The sequence below is a fragment of the Sphingomonas sp. genome (assembly GCF_041661825.1).
GTDB lineage: Bacteria > Pseudomonadota > Alphaproteobacteria > Sphingomonadales > Sphingomonadaceae > Sphingomonas.
This window is the reverse complement of sequence record NZ_JBAZTU010000002.1, coordinates 646,465-663,492: the sequence shown is the minus strand read 5'-3', so window position 1 is coordinate 663,492 and position 17,028 is coordinate 646,465. Positions and strand designations below refer to the sequence as shown.

General features: G+C 66.1%; 19 protein-coding genes. 7 read left to right on the top strand and 12 right to left on the bottom strand.

Going from position 1 to position 17,028, the window contains the following annotated elements:
* Positions 1–102 precede the first annotated feature (102 nt).
* From WC729_RS10325 to WC729_RS10280, 10 genes are all read right to left on the bottom strand, one after another.
* Positions 103–1,134: a hypothetical protein gene (locus tag WC729_RS10325; protein WP_372852276.1), complete on the bottom strand. Its 1,032-nt coding sequence runs from the start codon at positions 1,132–1,134 to the stop codon at positions 103–105.
* A gap of 69 nt (positions 1,135–1,203) precedes the next feature.
* Positions 1,204–2,103: an SDR family NAD(P)-dependent oxidoreductase gene (locus tag WC729_RS10320; protein WP_372852273.1), complete on the bottom strand. Its 900-nt coding sequence runs from the start codon at positions 2,101–2,103 to the stop codon at positions 1,204–1,206.
* A gap of 101 nt (positions 2,104–2,204) precedes the next feature.
* Positions 2,205–2,495 (bottom strand): hypothetical protein, encoded by a 291-nt coding sequence (locus tag WC729_RS10315; RefSeq protein WP_372852271.1) that lies wholly within the window; start codon positions 2,493–2,495, stop codon positions 2,205–2,207.
* Positions 2,496–2,623: 128 nt separating this feature from the next.
* Positions 2,624–3,316, bottom strand: coding sequence for a phosphate regulon transcriptional regulator PhoB (gene phoB / locus WC729_RS10310; RefSeq protein ID WP_372852268.1), 693 nt, complete (start codon positions 3,314–3,316; stop codon positions 2,624–2,626).
* 13 nt (positions 3,317–3,329) lie between these two features.
* On the bottom strand, positions 3,330–4,016 hold the full coding sequence (gene phoU, locus WC729_RS10305; protein ID WP_372852266.1) for a phosphate signaling complex protein PhoU: 687 nt from the start codon (positions 4,014–4,016) through the stop codon (positions 3,330–3,332).
* 17 nt (positions 4,017–4,033) lie between these two features.
* A complete protein-coding gene (gene pstB / locus WC729_RS10300; RefSeq protein ID WP_372852264.1) occupies positions 4,034–4,798 on the bottom strand; it encodes a phosphate ABC transporter ATP-binding protein PstB in 765 nt (254 codons plus the stop codon).
* Positions 4,798–6,063, bottom strand: coding sequence for a phosphate ABC transporter permease PstA (gene pstA, locus WC729_RS10295; protein ID WP_372852262.1), 1,266 nt, complete (start codon positions 6,061–6,063; stop codon positions 4,798–4,800). Before pstA ends, pstB begins: the two co-directional genes overlap by 1 nt.
* On the bottom strand, positions 6,060–7,436 hold the full coding sequence (gene pstC, locus WC729_RS10290) for a phosphate ABC transporter permease subunit PstC (protein ID WP_372852260.1): 1,377 nt from the start codon (positions 7,434–7,436) through the stop codon (positions 6,060–6,062). The genes pstA and pstC overlap by 4 nt, the downstream gene beginning before the upstream one ends.
* Positions 7,437–8,486, bottom strand: a complete 1,050-nt coding sequence (locus tag WC729_RS10285; protein WP_372852258.1) for a substrate-binding domain-containing protein — start codon at positions 8,484–8,486, stop codon at positions 7,437–7,439.
* Between the two features lie 72 nt (positions 8,487–8,558).
* Positions 8,559–9,800, bottom strand: a complete 1,242-nt coding sequence (locus tag WC729_RS10280; RefSeq protein ID WP_372852256.1) for an ATP-binding protein — start codon at positions 9,798–9,800, stop codon at positions 8,559–8,561.
* Between the two features lie 76 nt (positions 9,801–9,876).
* On the opposite strand from WC729_RS10280, the gene WC729_RS10275 reads away from it, so the two are divergent.
* The 6 genes from WC729_RS10275 (at position 9,877) to WC729_RS10250 (ending at position 14,503) form a co-directional block, all read left to right on the top strand.
* Positions 9,877–10,278: a hypothetical protein gene (locus WC729_RS10275; RefSeq protein WP_372852254.1), complete on the top strand. Its 402-nt coding sequence runs from the start codon at positions 9,877–9,879 to the stop codon at positions 10,276–10,278.
* 4 nt (positions 10,279–10,282) lie between these two features.
* Positions 10,283–10,558 carry an HPr-rel-A system PqqD family peptide chaperone gene (locus WC729_RS10270; RefSeq protein WP_372852252.1) on the top strand — a complete coding sequence of 92 codons (276 nt, stop codon included), beginning with the start codon at positions 10,283–10,285 and terminating at the stop codon, positions 10,556–10,558.
* Positions 10,555–11,415, top strand: a complete 861-nt coding sequence (locus WC729_RS10265) for an HprK-related kinase A (RefSeq protein ID WP_372852250.1) — start codon at positions 10,555–10,557, stop codon at positions 11,413–11,415. Before WC729_RS10270 ends, WC729_RS10265 begins: the two co-directional genes overlap by 4 nt.
* Positions 11,412–12,410, top strand: a complete 999-nt coding sequence (locus tag WC729_RS10260; RefSeq protein ID WP_372852248.1) for a nucleotidyltransferase family protein — start codon at positions 11,412–11,414, stop codon at positions 12,408–12,410. The genes WC729_RS10265 and WC729_RS10260 overlap by 4 nt, the downstream gene beginning before the upstream one ends.
* Positions 12,411–12,573: 163 nt before the next feature.
* Positions 12,574–12,960, top strand: a complete 387-nt coding sequence (locus WC729_RS10255) for a nuclear transport factor 2 family protein (RefSeq protein WP_372852246.1) — start codon at positions 12,574–12,576, stop codon at positions 12,958–12,960.
* Between the two features lie 544 nt (positions 12,961–13,504).
* Positions 13,505–14,503, top strand: a complete 999-nt coding sequence (locus WC729_RS10250; RefSeq protein WP_372852244.1) for a lipocalin-like domain-containing protein — start codon at positions 13,505–13,507, stop codon at positions 14,501–14,503.
* On the opposite strand, the gene WC729_RS10245 is transcribed toward WC729_RS10250, so the two are convergent.
* A complete protein-coding gene (locus WC729_RS10245) occupies positions 14,498–14,869 on the bottom strand; it encodes a hypothetical protein (RefSeq protein ID WP_372852242.1) in 372 nt (123 codons plus the stop codon). The genes WC729_RS10250 and WC729_RS10245 overlap by 6 nt on opposite strands.
* Positions 14,866–15,540 (bottom strand): HAD-IA family hydrolase, encoded by a 675-nt coding sequence (locus WC729_RS10240; protein ID WP_372852240.1) that lies wholly within the window; start codon positions 15,538–15,540, stop codon positions 14,866–14,868. Before WC729_RS10240 ends, WC729_RS10245 begins: the two co-directional genes overlap by 4 nt.
* A gap of 118 nt (positions 15,541–15,658) precedes the next feature.
* On the opposite strand from WC729_RS10240, the gene glmU reads away from it, so the two are divergent.
* Entirely contained in the window at positions 15,659–17,020 is a 1,362-nt protein-coding gene (glmU, locus tag WC729_RS10235; protein ID WP_372852238.1) for a bifunctional UDP-N-acetylglucosamine diphosphorylase/glucosamine-1-phosphate N-acetyltransferase GlmU, read from the top strand.
* Positions 17,021–17,028: the final 8 nt, after the last annotated feature.

The following is a 17,028-nucleotide window of genomic DNA, read 5'->3' as shown; positions in this document are numbered from 1 at the left end:
GCGCGACATCCACCGGGGAATCGTACGCGGCCTGCGCCACAAAAAGAAACCCCCGGCGGCCCATGGGCTGCCGGGGGCAGTTTGGCTTGGCAGGTTCTTGCGTCAGGCGGTGGCCATTGCCCCGACTGGCGGAAGCTTTTCGCTCAGGCCGCCCAGGGTGCCGACGACCAGCCGACGCATCGGGTGCCAGAAGGCCGAGAGCGTCAGTAGCGCGGAACCGATCACCAGCGCGGTGAAGGCCCAGGCCAGTTCGACCGCACCTGCAGTGACGAACAGCGAATACATGGCGTAGAGGACATAGGCGAGGCTGGAGACGAGCAGCGCGCGACGGTCGACCGCCAGCGCCACGAAGGCGAAGGCGAGGTACAGCACGAGCACGATTCCCGCGGTGTTGAGCGTGATGGTCTCGTTGAACACGCCGAGCATATGGAACACGGGATGCGCGATCAGCGGCGCGGCGGCGAGATGGAGCCAGAAGGCGACGTCGGAGCGGCGCGTGCGGCGCTCCCGGTCCGACATGTCCCACCACATCGCCAGCGCGAACACCGCGAGGCCGCCGGCGAGAAGGATCGGATAGATCGCATCCTTCGCCGCCGGGATCGCGGCGAGCGTCAGCGCGACCGCGACCGCGACCAGCGATGCAGCGCCGGCCGCAACGGTGATCGGTACCATGAAGCGCTTCCAGTGCACCCAGGCCGCGCCGGCCGCGACCAGGCCGATACCTGCGCCGATCACGGCGTTGGTGCGGTCGGAGAGATCGGGATCGATCTCGACCATCATGCCGACCAGGGTCGCTGCCACGCCGCCGACAAAGGCGATCAGCAGCAGGATGCTGGGCAGTGCCATGCGGCGCTGCCGGGTGAAATATTCCGCGAGCCCCCACGCGGCGATGGCGACGAGTGCGCCGGCGAGCGGCGTGAAGATCGACTCGCCGATCCAGGCGAGGGCGACGAGGACCAGCCCGACTGCGATGGCGACGAAGATGTCGTTGAATCCGCTGAGGAGTTTGAAATGCTCCTCGTCCACCGCCGGTGCCGAATGGCTCCTGGCGACATGGCTGCGCAAGGCCGCGGCAGCTTCGCGGGAGATGGCCCCCGCCGCTACCGCGTCGTCAAGATCGCTCTCGCTGTACATGGCATTCCTCCTGTTTTGTTACGGGAGGAATACCACTAGTGTATTGCCATTGCAATACACCGGTACGGTTCAACCGCCCTGAAGCTTTTTCAGGATCGACATGGCCTGTTCGCCACCCGATTGCGGGGTCATCTCGCCGGTGCGATCGACGATCTCGCTCCAGTGCGCCGCGATGCCCTCGGGGCTCAGATCCTCACCGGTCAGCAGCTTGCCCTGGGTCAAGGTGACATAGGCTGCCTGGAACACGCCGGCGCCGGCACCGACGATCATGTTGGTCGGCGCATCCTCCGATACGAGATAGAGCGCGGCGGGGACGACCTTCTCCGGCGCAAAGGCCTGGAACGCCTCGGGCGGGAACAGGTCTTCTGTCATGCGCGTGCCCGCAGTCGGGGCGATCGTGTTGACCTTGATGTTGTTCTTGGCGCCCTCGAGATAGAGCGTCTTGGCGAAGCCGGCGAGGCCGAGCTTGGCGGCACCGTAATTGGTCTGCCCGAAATTGCCGTAGAGCCCGGTCGAGGACGCTGTCATCAGGATGCGGCCGTAATTCTGTTCGCGCATCGTCTCCCACACCGCCTTGGTGACATTGGCGGATCCGATCAGATGGACATCGACCACGAACTGGAAATCGGCCGGCTCCATCTTGGCGAAGCTCTTGTCGCGCAGCACGCCGGCATTGTTGATCAGGACATGGACGCCGCCCCATTTCTCCTTCGTCTTGGCGACGAGCTCGACCATGTGATCATATTCGGTGACGCTGCCGCCGTCCGACATCGCTTCGCCGCCAGCCGCCTCGATCTCGGCGACGACCTTCAGCGCTGCGTCGGAATGGCCGGTGCCGTCGCGCGATCCGCCCAGATCGTTGACGACGACTTTCGCGCCGCGCTTCGCCAGCTCGAGCGCATAAGCGCGACCGAGGCCGCCGCCTGCGCCGGTGACGATCGCGACGCGGTCCTTGAAACTGATGGTCATGCGGGCGCTCCCAAAGATGATGAAGCGCTTCCTATTCTATCGCACCGCCAAGGCAAGTAGCGGCGGTAGGGGCGGGCGCTCCCGGGCGCCCGCCTGTCATATCAGCGTCCGCCGCGCTGCATGCATTTGTCGAACTGGCCGCGCTTGCAGATCGGGTATTTCGCGAGCGGCGGCGGCGGGGGGAAGGCCTGGTCCGGCGAGGGCGCCTGGACGAAGGTCGGCTTCACGCCTGGCTGGGGCGTACCCGACAGTGCCGGCTGGCTGGGCTGATAGCCGCCGACCGGATCGGGCGTCGTCGCCGCATCGGTGGTGGCTGCCGTCTGCGGGGCGGGCGTTTCCTGCGCCACCGCCGGCATCGCGACCGCAAGAGCGGCCAAGAGCATGAGTTTCATCACTGTCTCCTGCATTATAGGCGCAGGCTATCGCCGCGCCCGCCCCCAACGCGCGGGCGGGCGCATGGCTCCACTGTTTCGCAGGCGATTCGACAAGAAATCCCCCTCCCTTCGGGGAGGGGGATTTATCAGGCGCCTGAATCCAGCGCGTACCCTGCGGACCGCACTGTCCGGATGATATCCGGCCGGTTCGTCCCGTTGATCGCCTTGCGCAGACGGCGAATGTGAACGTCGACGGTCCGCGATTCGATGTCGGAGTCATGCCCCCACACCGCATCGAGCAGCCGCTCGCGGGAGAAGACCCAGCCCGGATGCTCGAGGAAATGCTTCAGCAGGCGGAACTCGGTCGGGCCAAGCGGCACGACTTCGCCCGCACGGCGGACCTTGTGGCCGACCGTGTCCATCTCGACATCGCCGTAGGTGAGCTGCTCGCCCGCCAGCGCCGGCCGCACGCGACGCAGCACCGCGCCGACCCGCGCCACCAGCTCGCGCGGCGAGAAGGGCTTCGTCACATAATCGTCCGCGCCGGTTTCGAGTCCGCGCACGCGATCTTCTTCTTCACCGCGCGCGGTGAGCATGATGATCGGCACGTTCGCCGTCTCGGGCATGCGGCGCAGGCGGCGGCACACCTCGATGCCGGACAGCCCCTCGACCATCCAGTCGAGCAGCACGATATCGGGGGTCTGCTCCTTGGCGAGCAGCAGGGCTTCCTCGCCGTCCGGGGTCTGCTTGACCTCGAAATCCTCGCGCTTGAAATGATAGATCAGGAGTTCGGCAAGCGCCGCATCATCCTCTACCAGCAGCATTTTCGCTCGGGCCATCGGTCTTGCTCCTTCAGATCGTTTCGATCGTCGCGCGGTCACGCTCGGCCATGTGCGTGCCCGTTGCGGCATAATATACCATTTCGGCAACATTGGTCGCGTGGTCGCCGACGCGTTCCAGGTTCTTTGCGATGAACAGCAGGTGGGCGACCTGGCCGATCGTCTTCGGGTTCTCCATCATGTGCGTCACGAGCACCCGGAAGAGGCTGTTGTAAAAATCGTCGACTGCCTTGTCGCGCTCGCACACCGAGACCGCGGCTTCCGCGTCGCGTGCGGCAAAGGCGTCGAGCACGTCGTGGACGAGCGCGGCGGCGAGCGTTGCCATCGCGGGCAGCACTGACAGCGGTTCGATGTCGCTATGGCTGTCGATCAGCGGCACGCGCTTGGCGATGTTCTTGGCATAGTCGCCAATCCGCTCGACCACGCCGGCGATCTTCAACGCTGCGACCACCTCGCGCAGGTCGACCGCCATCGGTGCGCGCAACGCGATGATGCGCACGGCAAGCTGCTCGACCTGCATTTCCAGCGCGTCGATCTTCTTGTCCTCGGCGACGATCTGCGCGGCGGCTTCCAGGTCGTGGCGCTGCAGCGCCTCGATCGCGGCGCGGATCGCCTGTTCGGCCAGCCCGCCCATTTCCGCGATCAGGCCGCGGAGCTGCCCGATATCGTCGTCGAAAGCCTTTACCGTATGTTCGCTCACTGCCTCTGTCCCGTCGCTCAGCCGTACCGGCCTGTGATATAGTCCCTCGTGCGCTCCTCGCGCGGGTTCGTGAAGATGTCCGAGGTCGCGCCATATTCGATCAGCGTGCCCAGGTGGAAAAACGCCGTGCGCTGCGACACGCGTGCCGCCTGCTGCATGTTGTGCGTGACGATCACGATCGCGTAGCGGCCCTTCAATTCGTGGATCAGCTCCTCGATCTTGGCGGTCGCGATCGGGTCGAGCGCCGAACAGGGCTCGTCCATCAGGATCACCTCGGGGTCGACCGCGATCGCGCGGGCGATGCACAGCCGCTGCTGCTGGCCGCCCGACAAGGCCGTCCCGCTGTCCTGCAGCCGGTCCTTCACTTCCTCCCACAGGCCGGCGCGCTTCAGCGACTGCTCGACGATGCCGGAAAGCTGGCTCTTGCTCGAGGCTAGGCCATGGATGCGCGGGCCGTACGCGACATTCTCGAAGATCGACTTGGGGAAGGGGTTCGGCTTCTGGAACACCATGCCGACTCGGGCACGGAGCTGCACCACGTCCATCTCGGGGGCATAGATGTCCTCGCCGTCGAGCCGGATATCGCCCGTCACCTTCGCGCTGGCGACGGTGTCGTTCATCCGGTTGAGGGTGCGCAGGAAAGTTGATTTACCGCAGCCCGACGGGCCGATGAAGGCAGTGACGAGATCCTGGTCGATGTCGATCGACACGTCGTTGATCGCCTGCTTCTTGCCGTAGAAGACGTTGACGTTGTGGGCCGTCATCTTGAGAATTTGGGTCATTACCAGCGGGTCTCGAATTTATTGCGGAGGTAGATCGCGACGCCGTTCATCGCGAGCAGGAAGACGAGCAGCACGATGATCGCCGCGCTGGTCTTCTCGACAAAGCCACGATTGACCTGATCCGACCAGAGGAAGATCTGCACCGGCAACACCGTCGCCGGATCGGTCAGCCGCTCGGGCGGGGAGGCGATGAAGGCGCGCATGCCGATCATCAGCAGCGGCGCGGTCTCGCCCAGCGCGCGCGCCATGCCGATGATCGTGCCGGTCAGGATGCCGGGCAGGGCCAGAGGCAGGACATGGTGGAACACAACCTGCACCGGCGAGGCACCGACGGCGAGCGCCGCGTCGCGGATCGAGGGTGGCACGCTCTTGATCGCGTTGCGCCCGGCGATGACGATCACCGGCATGGTCATCAGCGCAAGCGTGAGCCCGCCGACGATCGCCGCCGAGCGCGGCAGATGGAAGGTGTTGAGGAACACCGCGAGGCCAAGCAGGCCGAAGATGATCGAGGGCACCGCCGCCAGGTTGTTGATCGATACCTCGATCAGGTCGGTCCAGCGGTTCTGCGGCGCATATTCCTCGAGATAAAGCGCGGAAAGCACGCCGATCGGGAAGGCGAGCAGCAGCGTGACGATCATCGTGTAGATCGATCCCTTCAGCGCACCCCAGATGCCGACCATGGTCGGGTCGGTCGAATCCGCTTCCTGCAGGAAGGAAAGGTTGAAGCCGGTGGTCAGTACGCCCGCCGCCTTCAGCTTGGCCACCTGCGCCTCGGCCTCGGGCGATCCTTCGCCCTTGGCGGCGATGTCGATCGAGTCCGATGCGGGCACCGCAATCGTCGCGAGGCCGCGCAGCAGCGCCGGATCCGCCTTCACTGCGCTGCGCACGCTCAACCATGCGCCGTCAGAGATCAGCCGGCCGCCATCTTTGCCGAAGGCGGCGATCGCCGCGCCGTCGGTCGCGCCCTGGATGCCAGCCCCGGCCAGCGCCAGGTCGGCGCCCGGCCCCGCCAGCCGCGTCGCATCGAGCGTCAGCCCGGCCCTGGGGAAGTCGACCGGCAGCTTGATCTCGGTCCGGCTGAAGCCGCCGATGCCGTTCGCCAGCATCGTGGCGAGGAGGAAGACGAGGAAGCCGGCCGACATCAGCACGGCTGCCAGCCCGAGCAGCTTGAAACGGCGCTCGGCGCGATAACGGCGGCGGATGCGGCGCTGCATCACGTCGGCGCGCCAGTCGGTCGGCGTCTTCTCGATGAGGGGGCTACTCATTCATACGCCTCCCGGTACCGCTTCACGACCGTCAGCGCGATGATGTTCAGCAGCAGGGTCACGACGAACAGCGTCAGCCCCAGCGCAAAGGCGGCGAGTGTCTTCGGGCTGTCGAACTCGGCCTCGCCGGTGAGCAGGTCGACGATCTGCTTGGTGACGGTGGTCGCGCTGGCAAAGGGGTTGAGCGTCATGGTCGCGACACCGGAGGCGGCCATCACCACGATCATCGTCTCGCCGATCGCGCGGCTGACCGCGAGCAGGACGCCGCCGACCACGCCGGGCAAAGCCGCGGGCAGAAGCACGCGCCGGATCGTCTCGGACGAGGTCGCGCCCATGGCGAGGCTGCCGTCGCGCATCGAGGAGGGCACCGCGGCGATCGAATCGTCGGCCATCGAAGAGACGAAGGGGATGATCATCACCCCCATCACCAGCCCGGCAGCCAGCGCGCTTTCCGACGACGCCCAGGTCACGCCCAGCGACACCGCGAGATCGCGCACCGCGGGCGCGACGGTCAGTGCGGCGAAATAGCCATAGACGACGGTCGGCACGCCCGCGAGCACCTCGAGGATCGGCTTCATCCAGGCACGCACCCGGGGCGCGGCATACTGAGTCAAATAGATCGCGCTCATCAGCCCGAACGGGATCGCGACGATCATCGCGATCACCGCGCCGATGAAGAAGGTGCCCCAGAACAACGGCACCGCGCCGAGGGCCGAGCCTGGATCGTTGGCTGGTATGACCTGCGGGCTCCAATGCGTGCCGAACAGGAAGTCGCCGATCGGCACCATGCGGAAGAAGCGCGCCGATTCGAAGAGCAGCGACGCGACGATACCCAGTGTGGTCAGGATCGCGATCAGCGATGCCGCGAGCAGCAGCAGCATCACCACCCGCTCGATCTGAGTTCGCGCGCGGAAGGCGGGGCGAACGCGTGTGAACGCCCAGGCACCGGTCGCAAAGGCGAGCAACAGGGCGGCCGCGCTACCGATCCAGTCATAGCGCTTCTGCGCCGAGGCATAGGATGGTGCGAGCGTTTGCGAGAGCGGGTTGAACGTGCCGAAGCTCCGTCCGGCGGCGAGGTTGCGTGCCTCGGACAGCACCGACGCGCGCTCGAACTTGTTGGCCGGCAATTGCGCCGCGGCGGGCGCCTCGAGCACGGCATCCGTGACGAGCGCAGGCGACACCGACGACCAGATGGCCAGGAACAGAGCAGCCGGCAGCACCGTCCACATCGCGACATAGGTGCCGTGATGCGAGGGGAGCGAGCTGAACCGCGCGCTGCTGTCGCGTCGGAAGCTGACGGCGCGGACGCGCGCGGTCAGCCAGCCGATCAGCCCCAGCCCGGCGATCAGGAACAGAAGGGCAAGGGCCGACATCTAGTGAAGCTTGCCCGGGTCGAGCAGGGTCTCGTTCTTGATGATCGACGCCGATTGCTTGCGCACTTCGGGCGGGGAAGCGATCAGGCCGCGCTTCACCAGCGGTCCGCTTGGATCCCACAGCTTCGAATATTCGACGAGAAAGCGGCGCAGGCCGGGGATCGCATTCAGATGCGCCTTCTTCACGTAGAGGAACAGCGGGCGCGACCCGGGATAGCGGTCCTGCGCGATCGTCTCATAGGTCGGCTCGACGCCATTCAGCGGCACGCCGTTCACCTCGTCGCGATTCTCCTCGAGATAGGAATAGCCGAAGATGCCGATCGCGGTCGGATTGGACTGCAGCTTCTGGACGATCAGATTGTCGTTCTCGCCCGCATCGATATAGGCGCCGTCCTCGCGCACCCGGCTGCAGATCTTCGCGTAGCCGTCCTTGTCGGTGTCCTTCAGCGCCTTCATCTCCGGCATTGCCGTCTCGCAGCCCTTGTTGAGGATCAGCTCGGTTAGCGCATCGCGCGTGCCGCTGGTCGCGGGCGGGCCATAGATCTGAATCGGCGTGGCGGGCAGCGCCGGGTTCACGTCGTGCCAGGTGCGCGCGCTGTTCTTCTTGCCCATCGGGCTTGCCGCCATCGCCTTGAACAGGTCGACGGGAGTCAGCTGGAATTTCGGCCCGTTATTCGCCTCGGCAAAGGCGATGCCGTCCATGCCGACCTGGATCTCGAGGATGTCGCCGGCGCCGTTGGCCTTGCAGGTGGCATATTCGGATGCCTTCATCCGGCGCGACGCCGCCTCGATATCGGGGTGCGCGGCGCCGATGCCGGCGCAGAACAGCTTCATGCCCGCGCCGGTACCGGTCGATTCGATCACTGGCGTGCGGGCATCCGGGCTGGAGTTGATGAACTGCTCGGCGACCAGAGTGGTGAAGGGATAGACCGTCGAGGAGCCCACCGCCTTGATCTGGTCGCGCGATCCCGCGCCGCCGCCATTCGCCTGATCCTCACACGCCGAAAGGGCGAGCGCTGAGAAAGCGAGAATCAGGGCGATTCGTGTCACTGGCGGTTTCCTCGGGAGCAATTTCCTGAGTCGCGCTAGCAGCGCGATCAACGCGCCTGTGTGACAATCGCGTTACCGTTTGATGACAGTGGTTCCGTGGGCGGGCAGCAGCACCGTGACGGTCGTGCCCTTGCCGACAGTGCTGGCGATGTCCAGCCGGCCGCGATGCCGCTCGACGATGTGCTTGACGATCGCCAGGCCCAGGCCGGTGCCGCCCGCCGCGCGGCTGCGCCCGGCATCGACCCGGTAGAATCGCTCGGTCAGCCGGGGGATATGCTCGGCGGCGATGCCGTCGCCTTCATCGGTCACGCTGATCCGCACCATGCCGGTCTGGTCCCGCCACAGCCGCACCGCGACCGGCGCGCCCGGCCGGCCATATTTTATCGCGTTCCCGATCAGATTGTGGAGCATCTGGCTGAGTTGCGCCCGGTCGCCCGCCACGGGCGGCACTTCAGCGCCGATATCGGCCGCGATTTCGTTGCCGCGCGAGTCGCGCGCATCGAGCAATTCGGTCTTTACCTCGTCGATCAGGTTGCCCAGATCGACCGCGCTGTCGGGCAGCCGGTATTTCTCGGCCTCGATCCGGCTGAGCGAGATCAGATCCTCGACCAGCCGCTGCATGCGCCGCGATTCGTCGAACATGATCTTGAGGAAGCGGCTGCGCACTGCCTTGTCGGCGCCGGCTTCCTCTTCGAGCGTCTCGATATAACCCAGGATCGAGGCGAGCGGCGTACGCAGCTCATGGCTGGCATTGGCGACGAAATCGACGCGCATGCGCTCCGCGGCGTAATTGCCGGTCTGGTCGATCAGATGGACGATGCGCTGGCCGCCCGCGGCGCGCCCGACATGCATCTGCCAGCGCTGATCGAGCGTGCCGAGTCCGACCAGGTCGATCGGCCCCTGCGGCACGCCGCCCGGCGCGCTGGCGAGCCGTTCCGCAGCGGCGGGGTGGCGGATGGCAAGCCGCACATCTTCGCCCACGATATGCCCGCCAAGCAGCGCGCGCGCCGCGGCATTGGCATGAGTCACCCGGCCCTGGTTGACGATCAGCACCGGCTCGACGATCGCCTCGATCACTTCGGCGATCTCGGGCACCGCGGGTTCGGTTGCATCCACCCTTGGATCAACGACCTCCGCGGTCTCGTCGCCAGCGCCCGCCGCGAGCAAGGCGGCGGCGATCCCGCCGACCAGGGTGATAAGGGCTGCCGGCACGTCGGACGAGATCAGCAGCACCGCGACCGCCGCGACGATGGCGATGACGATGGCGGTAAACGTACGGTGGCCGAACCCAAGCATTGCGGCTGCTCTAGCCATTCATCCTTAACCGGGCCAGCCTTGCTTGCCAGTCATTTGCGAATGTGAAAGGGCTAAGGTGGTAAAGGGCGCGATCATGAGTGACGACAAGCAGGACATGATGCCGCAGGACGGCGTGAATCGCCGCCGTGCGTTGATGCTCGGCGCGGTCGGTGCGACCGCGATCGTCTCGATCCGCCCGGCGCTTGCCCAGACCGCAGCGTCCGTCATCACCTGCGAGATTCCGGTGCCCGATCCGGCCCGGGCCGGCAGCTATATCGCGGCCGACGGTTCGCTGGTGCCGAGCGGCACGGTCGGGGCGTTCGCGCCCGCCGCCAAGCCGTTCAAGGGCCAGGATGTGAAGACCGCGCTCGGCGGCGGCCAGCTGCCCGGCACGACCTACGACCAGAACCGCGCCTATACCAATTACATCCGCCGCCTGCAGTCGGGAACGAGCGGCTTCACCTGCTTCGCCTCGTTGCAGATGCCCCGCGGCTGAGGACTTGTCCGACCCCTTGTACCGGATGGCGCGGGCCGAGAGCCTGAGGATCGTCCATCTCGACAGCTTCACCGCCGTCTATCACCGCAGCTCCGGCATCACGCATCTGATCACGGCGCCCGCGCCGGAGATCCTGGCGACGCTGGGCGAGGCCGGCATGAGCTTCGCCGCGCTGACCGAACGGCTCGCGGCCGATTATGATCTCGGCGACCTCGAGGCGGGTGCGCTCGCCGCGCGTCTCGACGAGCTGGTCGCGGCCGGGCTGGTGTCGGCGGCATGAGGCATGTCTTCTCCGTCAGGATCGGGCCCATTGGGTTCCGCATCGGCTCCGACTGGCGCGCGCCGATCGCGCAGATGGAAAGCCTTTATGCGGACTATCCCGGCCCGCATGACGGCGTGCCCGACTTCAACGTCCGTCTGTTCGCGGCGCGGCCGTGGCGGCGCGTCGTCCGGCCATCAGTGATGATCGGCGGCGATTTCGTGCTGCCCGAGGCCGCGCCGCTGCCGCTCGCCCAGGGGCTGCTCGCCGCCGAGATGGGGATGAACCTGCAGATGGCGCTGGGCCAGCGGCGCTATCTGCTGCTGCACGCCTCGGTCGTCGAACGCGACGGGCGGGCGCTGGTGATGACCGGCATCTCGGGCGCGGGGAAGTCGACACTGGCCGCGCTGCTCGGCACGCGCGGCTGGCGGCTGATGGGCGACGAATTCGCGCTGCTCGATCCCGAGACCGGGCTGATCCACCCCTTTCCCCGGCTGATCAGCCTGAAGAATGCAGCGATCGGCGTGGCTGAGGCGGCGGTGCCTGACGGCATCTTCGGTCCGCTGCTGCCCGGCACGCCCAAGGGCGATATCCGCCATCTCGTGCCGAACGCGGCCGCCATCGCCGGCATGGACCGCCCCGCCGATCCGGCGCTGATCCTGTTCCCGCGCTTCGGCTTCGAGGCGGCTGAGCGCCCCGTCGCGCCGAGCGAGGTGTTCGTCCGGCTGACCCAGGCATCGACCAATTATGTCGCGATGGGCGAGCGCGGCTTCGATGCGCTGACCCGGCTCGTCACGACCGTGCCGGCTCGGGCGATCGACTATCCCGATACCGACAGCGCCCTGGCGCAGGTCGAGGCGCTGTGGCGCGACCTGTGACCGACGGCTGGCTCCTCGCCCGCGCGCTACGCACGCCCGACAGCATCCTGACGCTTGATGCGGAGGGCTGGACCGCCCTGATCGCGACCGCGCGCGCCGAGCAGATGATTGGCACCCTCGCACACCGGCTGGACGGCTTGCGCGTGCCGCAGACGGCCGCCCGTCTGCTCGCCGATGCCCGTGCCTCTGCCGCGCAGGGCCGTGTCGCCGCCCTGTGGGAGGCGGAGGCCGCGCGACGTGCGATGGCGCCGATCGGCGTGCCGGTGGTGCTGCTCAAGGGAACTGCCTTTGTCGCGGCCGATCTTAAGGCGGGGCAGGGGCGGTCGATCGGCGATCTCGACATCCTCGTGCCGCGCGACCGGATCGATGCGGTCGAAGCAGCGCTGATCTCGGCGGGCTGGGAATGGGTGAAGCCCGATCCCTATGACGACGCCTATTATCGCCGCTGGATGCACGAGCTGCCGCCGCTGATCCACCGCGAGCGCGATCGGATGATCGACGTGCACCACACCATCCTGCCGCTCACCGCCCGTATCACGCCCGACGCAGCGGGCCTGCTGGCGTGGAGCGTGGAGGTGGAGCCAGGCGTGCGGATCCTCTCGCCCAACGACATGCTGGTCCATGCCGGGGCGCATCTGTTCGCCGATGGCGATCTGGCGGGTGGCATGCGCAACCTGTGGGATATCCATTGCCTCGTCGACCAGTTCGGCACGATAGGCCTTGCCGAGCGCGCCGCGCACCACGGCCTCGCCCGCGAAGTCGTCCGCGCCCTGCGCCTATCCGCTGCGCTCTATGGCGAGGGTGCCCGGCTCAACCCGGCCGACCATCTCTACCTCCGCCGCCTGACCGCCCGCGACGGCTGGGGCAGGGCGACGCGCCCCTTCACGCGTCTGGGCTTCTATGTCCGCTCGCACTGGCTGCGCATGCCGCCGGCGATGCTGGCGAAGCACCTGTGGACCAAATGGCGCGGCGGGCATCGGGGCGGAGGCGTCTAGAGCGCAGCTCAAGAAGCGGACGACCGGCCGGAAGCGATGACATTGCCGCCGTTCCAGTTCGAGATCGAGCGGCTTGGTACTTGCCTCTCCTTCGGAATGACTTGAGTATGCGGCGCTGCATCGTCCAATGCTACGTTCGCGGGCACGTGATGGGCGGCCCGGCATGTTAACGCAGGAGGAAATTTTGTCGGAAGCGCCAGAGGTCGAACTGTTGCACGCGAGCATCCAGCGCGTCTGGAACGAGCGCGACGACACCGCCCGGCTCGCTGCAATCGACGAGATCTATCACACAGATGCAACAATCTTCGAGCCGGCACGTGCCGTCACCGGGCATCAAGCCATCTCGGAGGTCGTGGCGGGCGTCCTTGCCGACATGCCGCCCGGGTTCCGCTTCGAAATCGATGGGCCGGGCCTGGGCCATCACGGCGTCGCTACGGCGCGGTGGAAAGGGGGCCCGCCCGGTGAAATCACCGTGACCGGCGTCGATGTTGCCCGCGAGAAAGACGGGAAACTGATCGAACACTATTTCTTCTTCAATCCTGCGCAGTGAGAGATCGCAGAAGGACCGCTATCTGAAGGATACTGCCGACAGCCGCCTATCTGCAAACCGCCCAAATTCCCTGGACCGCCGACAGCGGGCGAGCACCGTTCGCCCTGTTCCTGGCGATTAACAGGGCGGAACAGGGTGAGGATTTTTTCTCTCCCTGTTATTTCCAACTTTGTTGGAGATTTCTTGCTTGTATCTCAACATATTACTGCCCTTTCTCCCTGTTCTGGAATAACAGGGAGAAATCTGGACGGAACAGGGAGGGTTCGCGCCGTTAACAGGGCGGTTTTCTCAGTGACAGGGACGGATGAGGCGAGGAGGCCGCGACCGTCATGGGAAAGAGCGGGCCGGCGTTTTTTCGCACCCCGGCTACTCTCCATAGTGCACCGATCCGGAGCGACGTTGAATCGATCGGCGACGATTTTTTGAGCGGTGCGATCTGACGAGCGCGCGGCAACTGGCACCGGATCGGTTGCGAGACTCCGCGCCCGCTCGACCGGTCATGCTAGCTTCCGGCAAATCGATCCGAACAGAGGATGCCGCGCCAATGGTTGTCACCAACGCAATCGAGCTTCCCCGCGACCAGTATCTCCACCCCAACGCGCCCAATGAATGGTGGTGGCATATCGGCACGCTGAGCGCCGGCGACCGGGTCTTCGGGTTCGAGATCAACGCGGCGACGCGCGTGATCGGCGAGACCGTCTCGTTCAGCCAGATCATGCTCACGGACGTGCAGGGCCAGAAACACTATCAGAAAACTACCCTGGTCCCGTTCGATCCGGCGTGGGCCGAATCCGATCAATCCAAGCCGTGGTATTGCCGGCTAGACGCTGCGGACGGTGACGGCTCGATCTCCATGACCGCGCTGGCGAGCAATATCGAGACGATGATGGTCTCGGCCAGCTTCGTTGACGTCGCCAGCGGGGATACGGTGTCGTTCGACTTGAACATGCGCCAGGAAGGTCAGCCCCTGCTCGTCTGGGGCGACGGGGTCAGCCCCCAGCCGGTCGGCAGCGGCACCGATCCGCTGCAGGTCTATAATTACTATTATTCCTTCACCAACCTGCAGGCCTCGGGGACGATCACGGTCGGATCCGAGACCTGGCAGGTGAAGGGCGTGACATGGATGGACCATGAATATGGTGCCTTCGCCGCGGCCCAGGCCTGGGTGCTGCAGGACGCCCAGCTCGACAATGGCGTGCACCTGTCGAGCTTCTTCGCCTCGACTCCGCCGGTCGAGGGTCAGCAGACGCCGTCCTTCGTCACCATCCTGACGCCTGACGGCAACTCGACCTTCTTCAAGAGCCTGACGACGCCGCTCGGGCCCGTGTGGAAGAGCCCGGAAGGGGTGACCTATTGCCTGACCTATCAGGTCAATATCGAGGATGTCGGGGCGTGCCTGACCTTTGTCAGCTCGATGCCCGACCAGGAATTCGCGAGCCAATATGCGCCGGTCTATGAAGGGGTGGCGACCGTGACCGGTCACTATGCCGGCGATGCCGTGAGCGGCACGGGCTGGATCGAGCAGGCGCTGGGGCCGCTATAGCCGCAGGACGCGACGCTCCGCGTTGATGCGCCGGAACTGGCCGGCGATCAGCAGCACGAGGACGATCATCGTCGTGTCGGCCACCCAGTCCATGATGTCGCAGTCGCGGTGGATCCAGGGGATCGACTGAACCACCTCGATCATCGCGCCGAGGAAGGACAGGCGCTCGCCGATCCGCGACAGCGGCGTATCGGGAAAACCGGCCGCGGCGAAGGCAGCGAGCGTGCCGAAGGCGAGCATATGCCCGGCCTTGTCGCCGAACTGGTCGATCGGCGTGTGCGGCGGGTGGGGCAGGACCGCCATCACCACGGCAAAGATCAGGGAACCCCAGAAGGCGAGCCTTGCCGCCAGCGTGCGACCCGTCAAACAGCGATCCTTTCGAGTGTCGGAATCAGCTCCGCATAGCTGTCGATCACGGCATCCGCACCCAATTCCTCGACCGGACCCAGCAGGAAACCGAAGCTGACCGCGATGCCCGGCACTTCGGCGTTCTTCGCTGCCTGGATATCATAGACCGTGTCGCCGACGAACGCGGCGCGTCCGCCACCCAGCCGCCGGATCATCTCATCGATCGGGGCGCGGTGCGGCTTGGCGAAGCCCTTGCCCATGGTGTCGCCGCCGATCAGCGTATCGAACCGGTCGCGCAGGCCGAGTTCGGTCAGCAGCTTTTCCGCCAGCCCCTCGAACTTGTTGGTGACGATGGCGGTCTTCACCCCCATCGCCCGCAGCGCCTCGATCGCGTTGACCGCGCCGGGGAAGGGGCGGCTCTCCACTGCGATATGCGCTTCGTAATAACCGAGCAGCAGTTTGTAGAGCCGGCGGAATTCCTCGTCGCTGCAGCCGCCCGTCGCCGCCAGCGTCCGCTCGAGCATGATCTTCGCGCCGGCGCCGATCATCGGCTTGACCTGCTCGACCGTCAGCGGTGCCCGCCCGGCCTCGCCAAGCGTGAAGTTCACCGCGGCGCGCAGATCGCCGATCGTGTCCAGGAAGGTTCCGTCCAGGTCGAAACCGACGATATCGAATGAAAACTTCGTCATGGCGTGCGCGACTGCCAGCCGCGCTATGGAATTGGCAAGACAATCATGGCAGGGCCGCGCTTACAGGGCTCTTTTTTCCCGTTCGCCCTCGGCTCGAACGGAGTAGGTTTCAGGCATCGTGACCAACCGACCCATCGCCGCCATCATCCTTGCCGCCGGCAAGGGCACGCGCATGAAATCCGACCTGCACAAGGTGCTCCACCCGATCGCGGGGCGGCCGATGCTGCTGCACCTGATCGACAGCGTGTCAGCGCTGAAGCCCGAGCGCACCGTGGTGGTGACGGGTGCGGGGCGCGAGCAGGTCGAGGCGGTGGTCTCGCCGCTTGGGGTGATGACGGTGGTGCAGGGCGAACAACTCGGCACCGGCCATGCCGTGCATCAGGCCGAAGAAGCGATGGGCGGTCTCGCGGGCGATATCCTGATCCTGTACGGCGACGTGCCGCTCGTCACTACCGCGACCATGGCGCGGATGCTCGATCGGCTGCACGGCACCGACCAGCCGGCGACGGTGGTGCTCGGTTTCCGCCCGGCCGATCCGGGCGCCTATGGCCGGGTGATCGCCGATGGCGACGGCCGCATCGCGAAGATGGTCGAATATAAGGACGCGACGCCCGAGGAGCGCTCCGAGACGTTGTGCAATTCGGGCCTGATGGCAGTGCGTGGTGAGGATCTGTTCGCGCTCCTCGCTCTGGTCGGCAACGACAATGCCGCCGGCGAATTCTATTTGCCCGATATCGTGACGCTTGCAGGCAAGGACGGCCGGTCCTCCGCGGTAATCGAGACCGACGCGACCGAAGTGGCAGGGGTCAACAGTCGCGGCGAGCTGGCCGCGGTCGAAACGAGCTGGCAGCACAGCCGCCGCGCGCGGGCCATGGCCGAGGGGGCGACGCTGATCGCACCCGAGACGGTGTGGTTCGCCTATGACACGCAGATCGGTCGCGACGTGGTGATCGAGCCCAATGTGTTTTTCGGCCCCGGCACCAGCATCGCCGACGGCGCGACGATCCACGGTTTCAGTCATATCGAGGGCGCGACCATCGGGCCCAAGGCCGAGGTCGGTCCGTTCGCCCGCCTGCGTCCCGGCGCAGTGATGGGCGAGAAGTCGAAGGTCGGCAATTTCGTCGAGATGAAGAAGGCCGTGCTCGGCCCCGGTGCAAAGGCCAATCACCTCACCTATCTGGGCGATGCGGAGATCGGCGCCGGCGCGAACATCGGTGCCGGCACGATCACCTGCAATTACGACGGCTATTTCAAATACAAGACGGTCATCGGCGAAGGCGCATTCATCGGATCGAACAGCGCCCTGGTCGCGCCAGTCACGATCGGTGCCGGCGCGATCGTCGGTGCGGGATCGGTGATCACGGCCGATGTCGAAGCCGATGCGCTCGCCATCGCCCGGGGCAAGCAGGAGACACGGCCCGGCCGCGCCAAGCGCTTCCGCGACGTGATGGCGGCGAAGAAGGCGGCAACGAAGAAGTGACTTCGCCC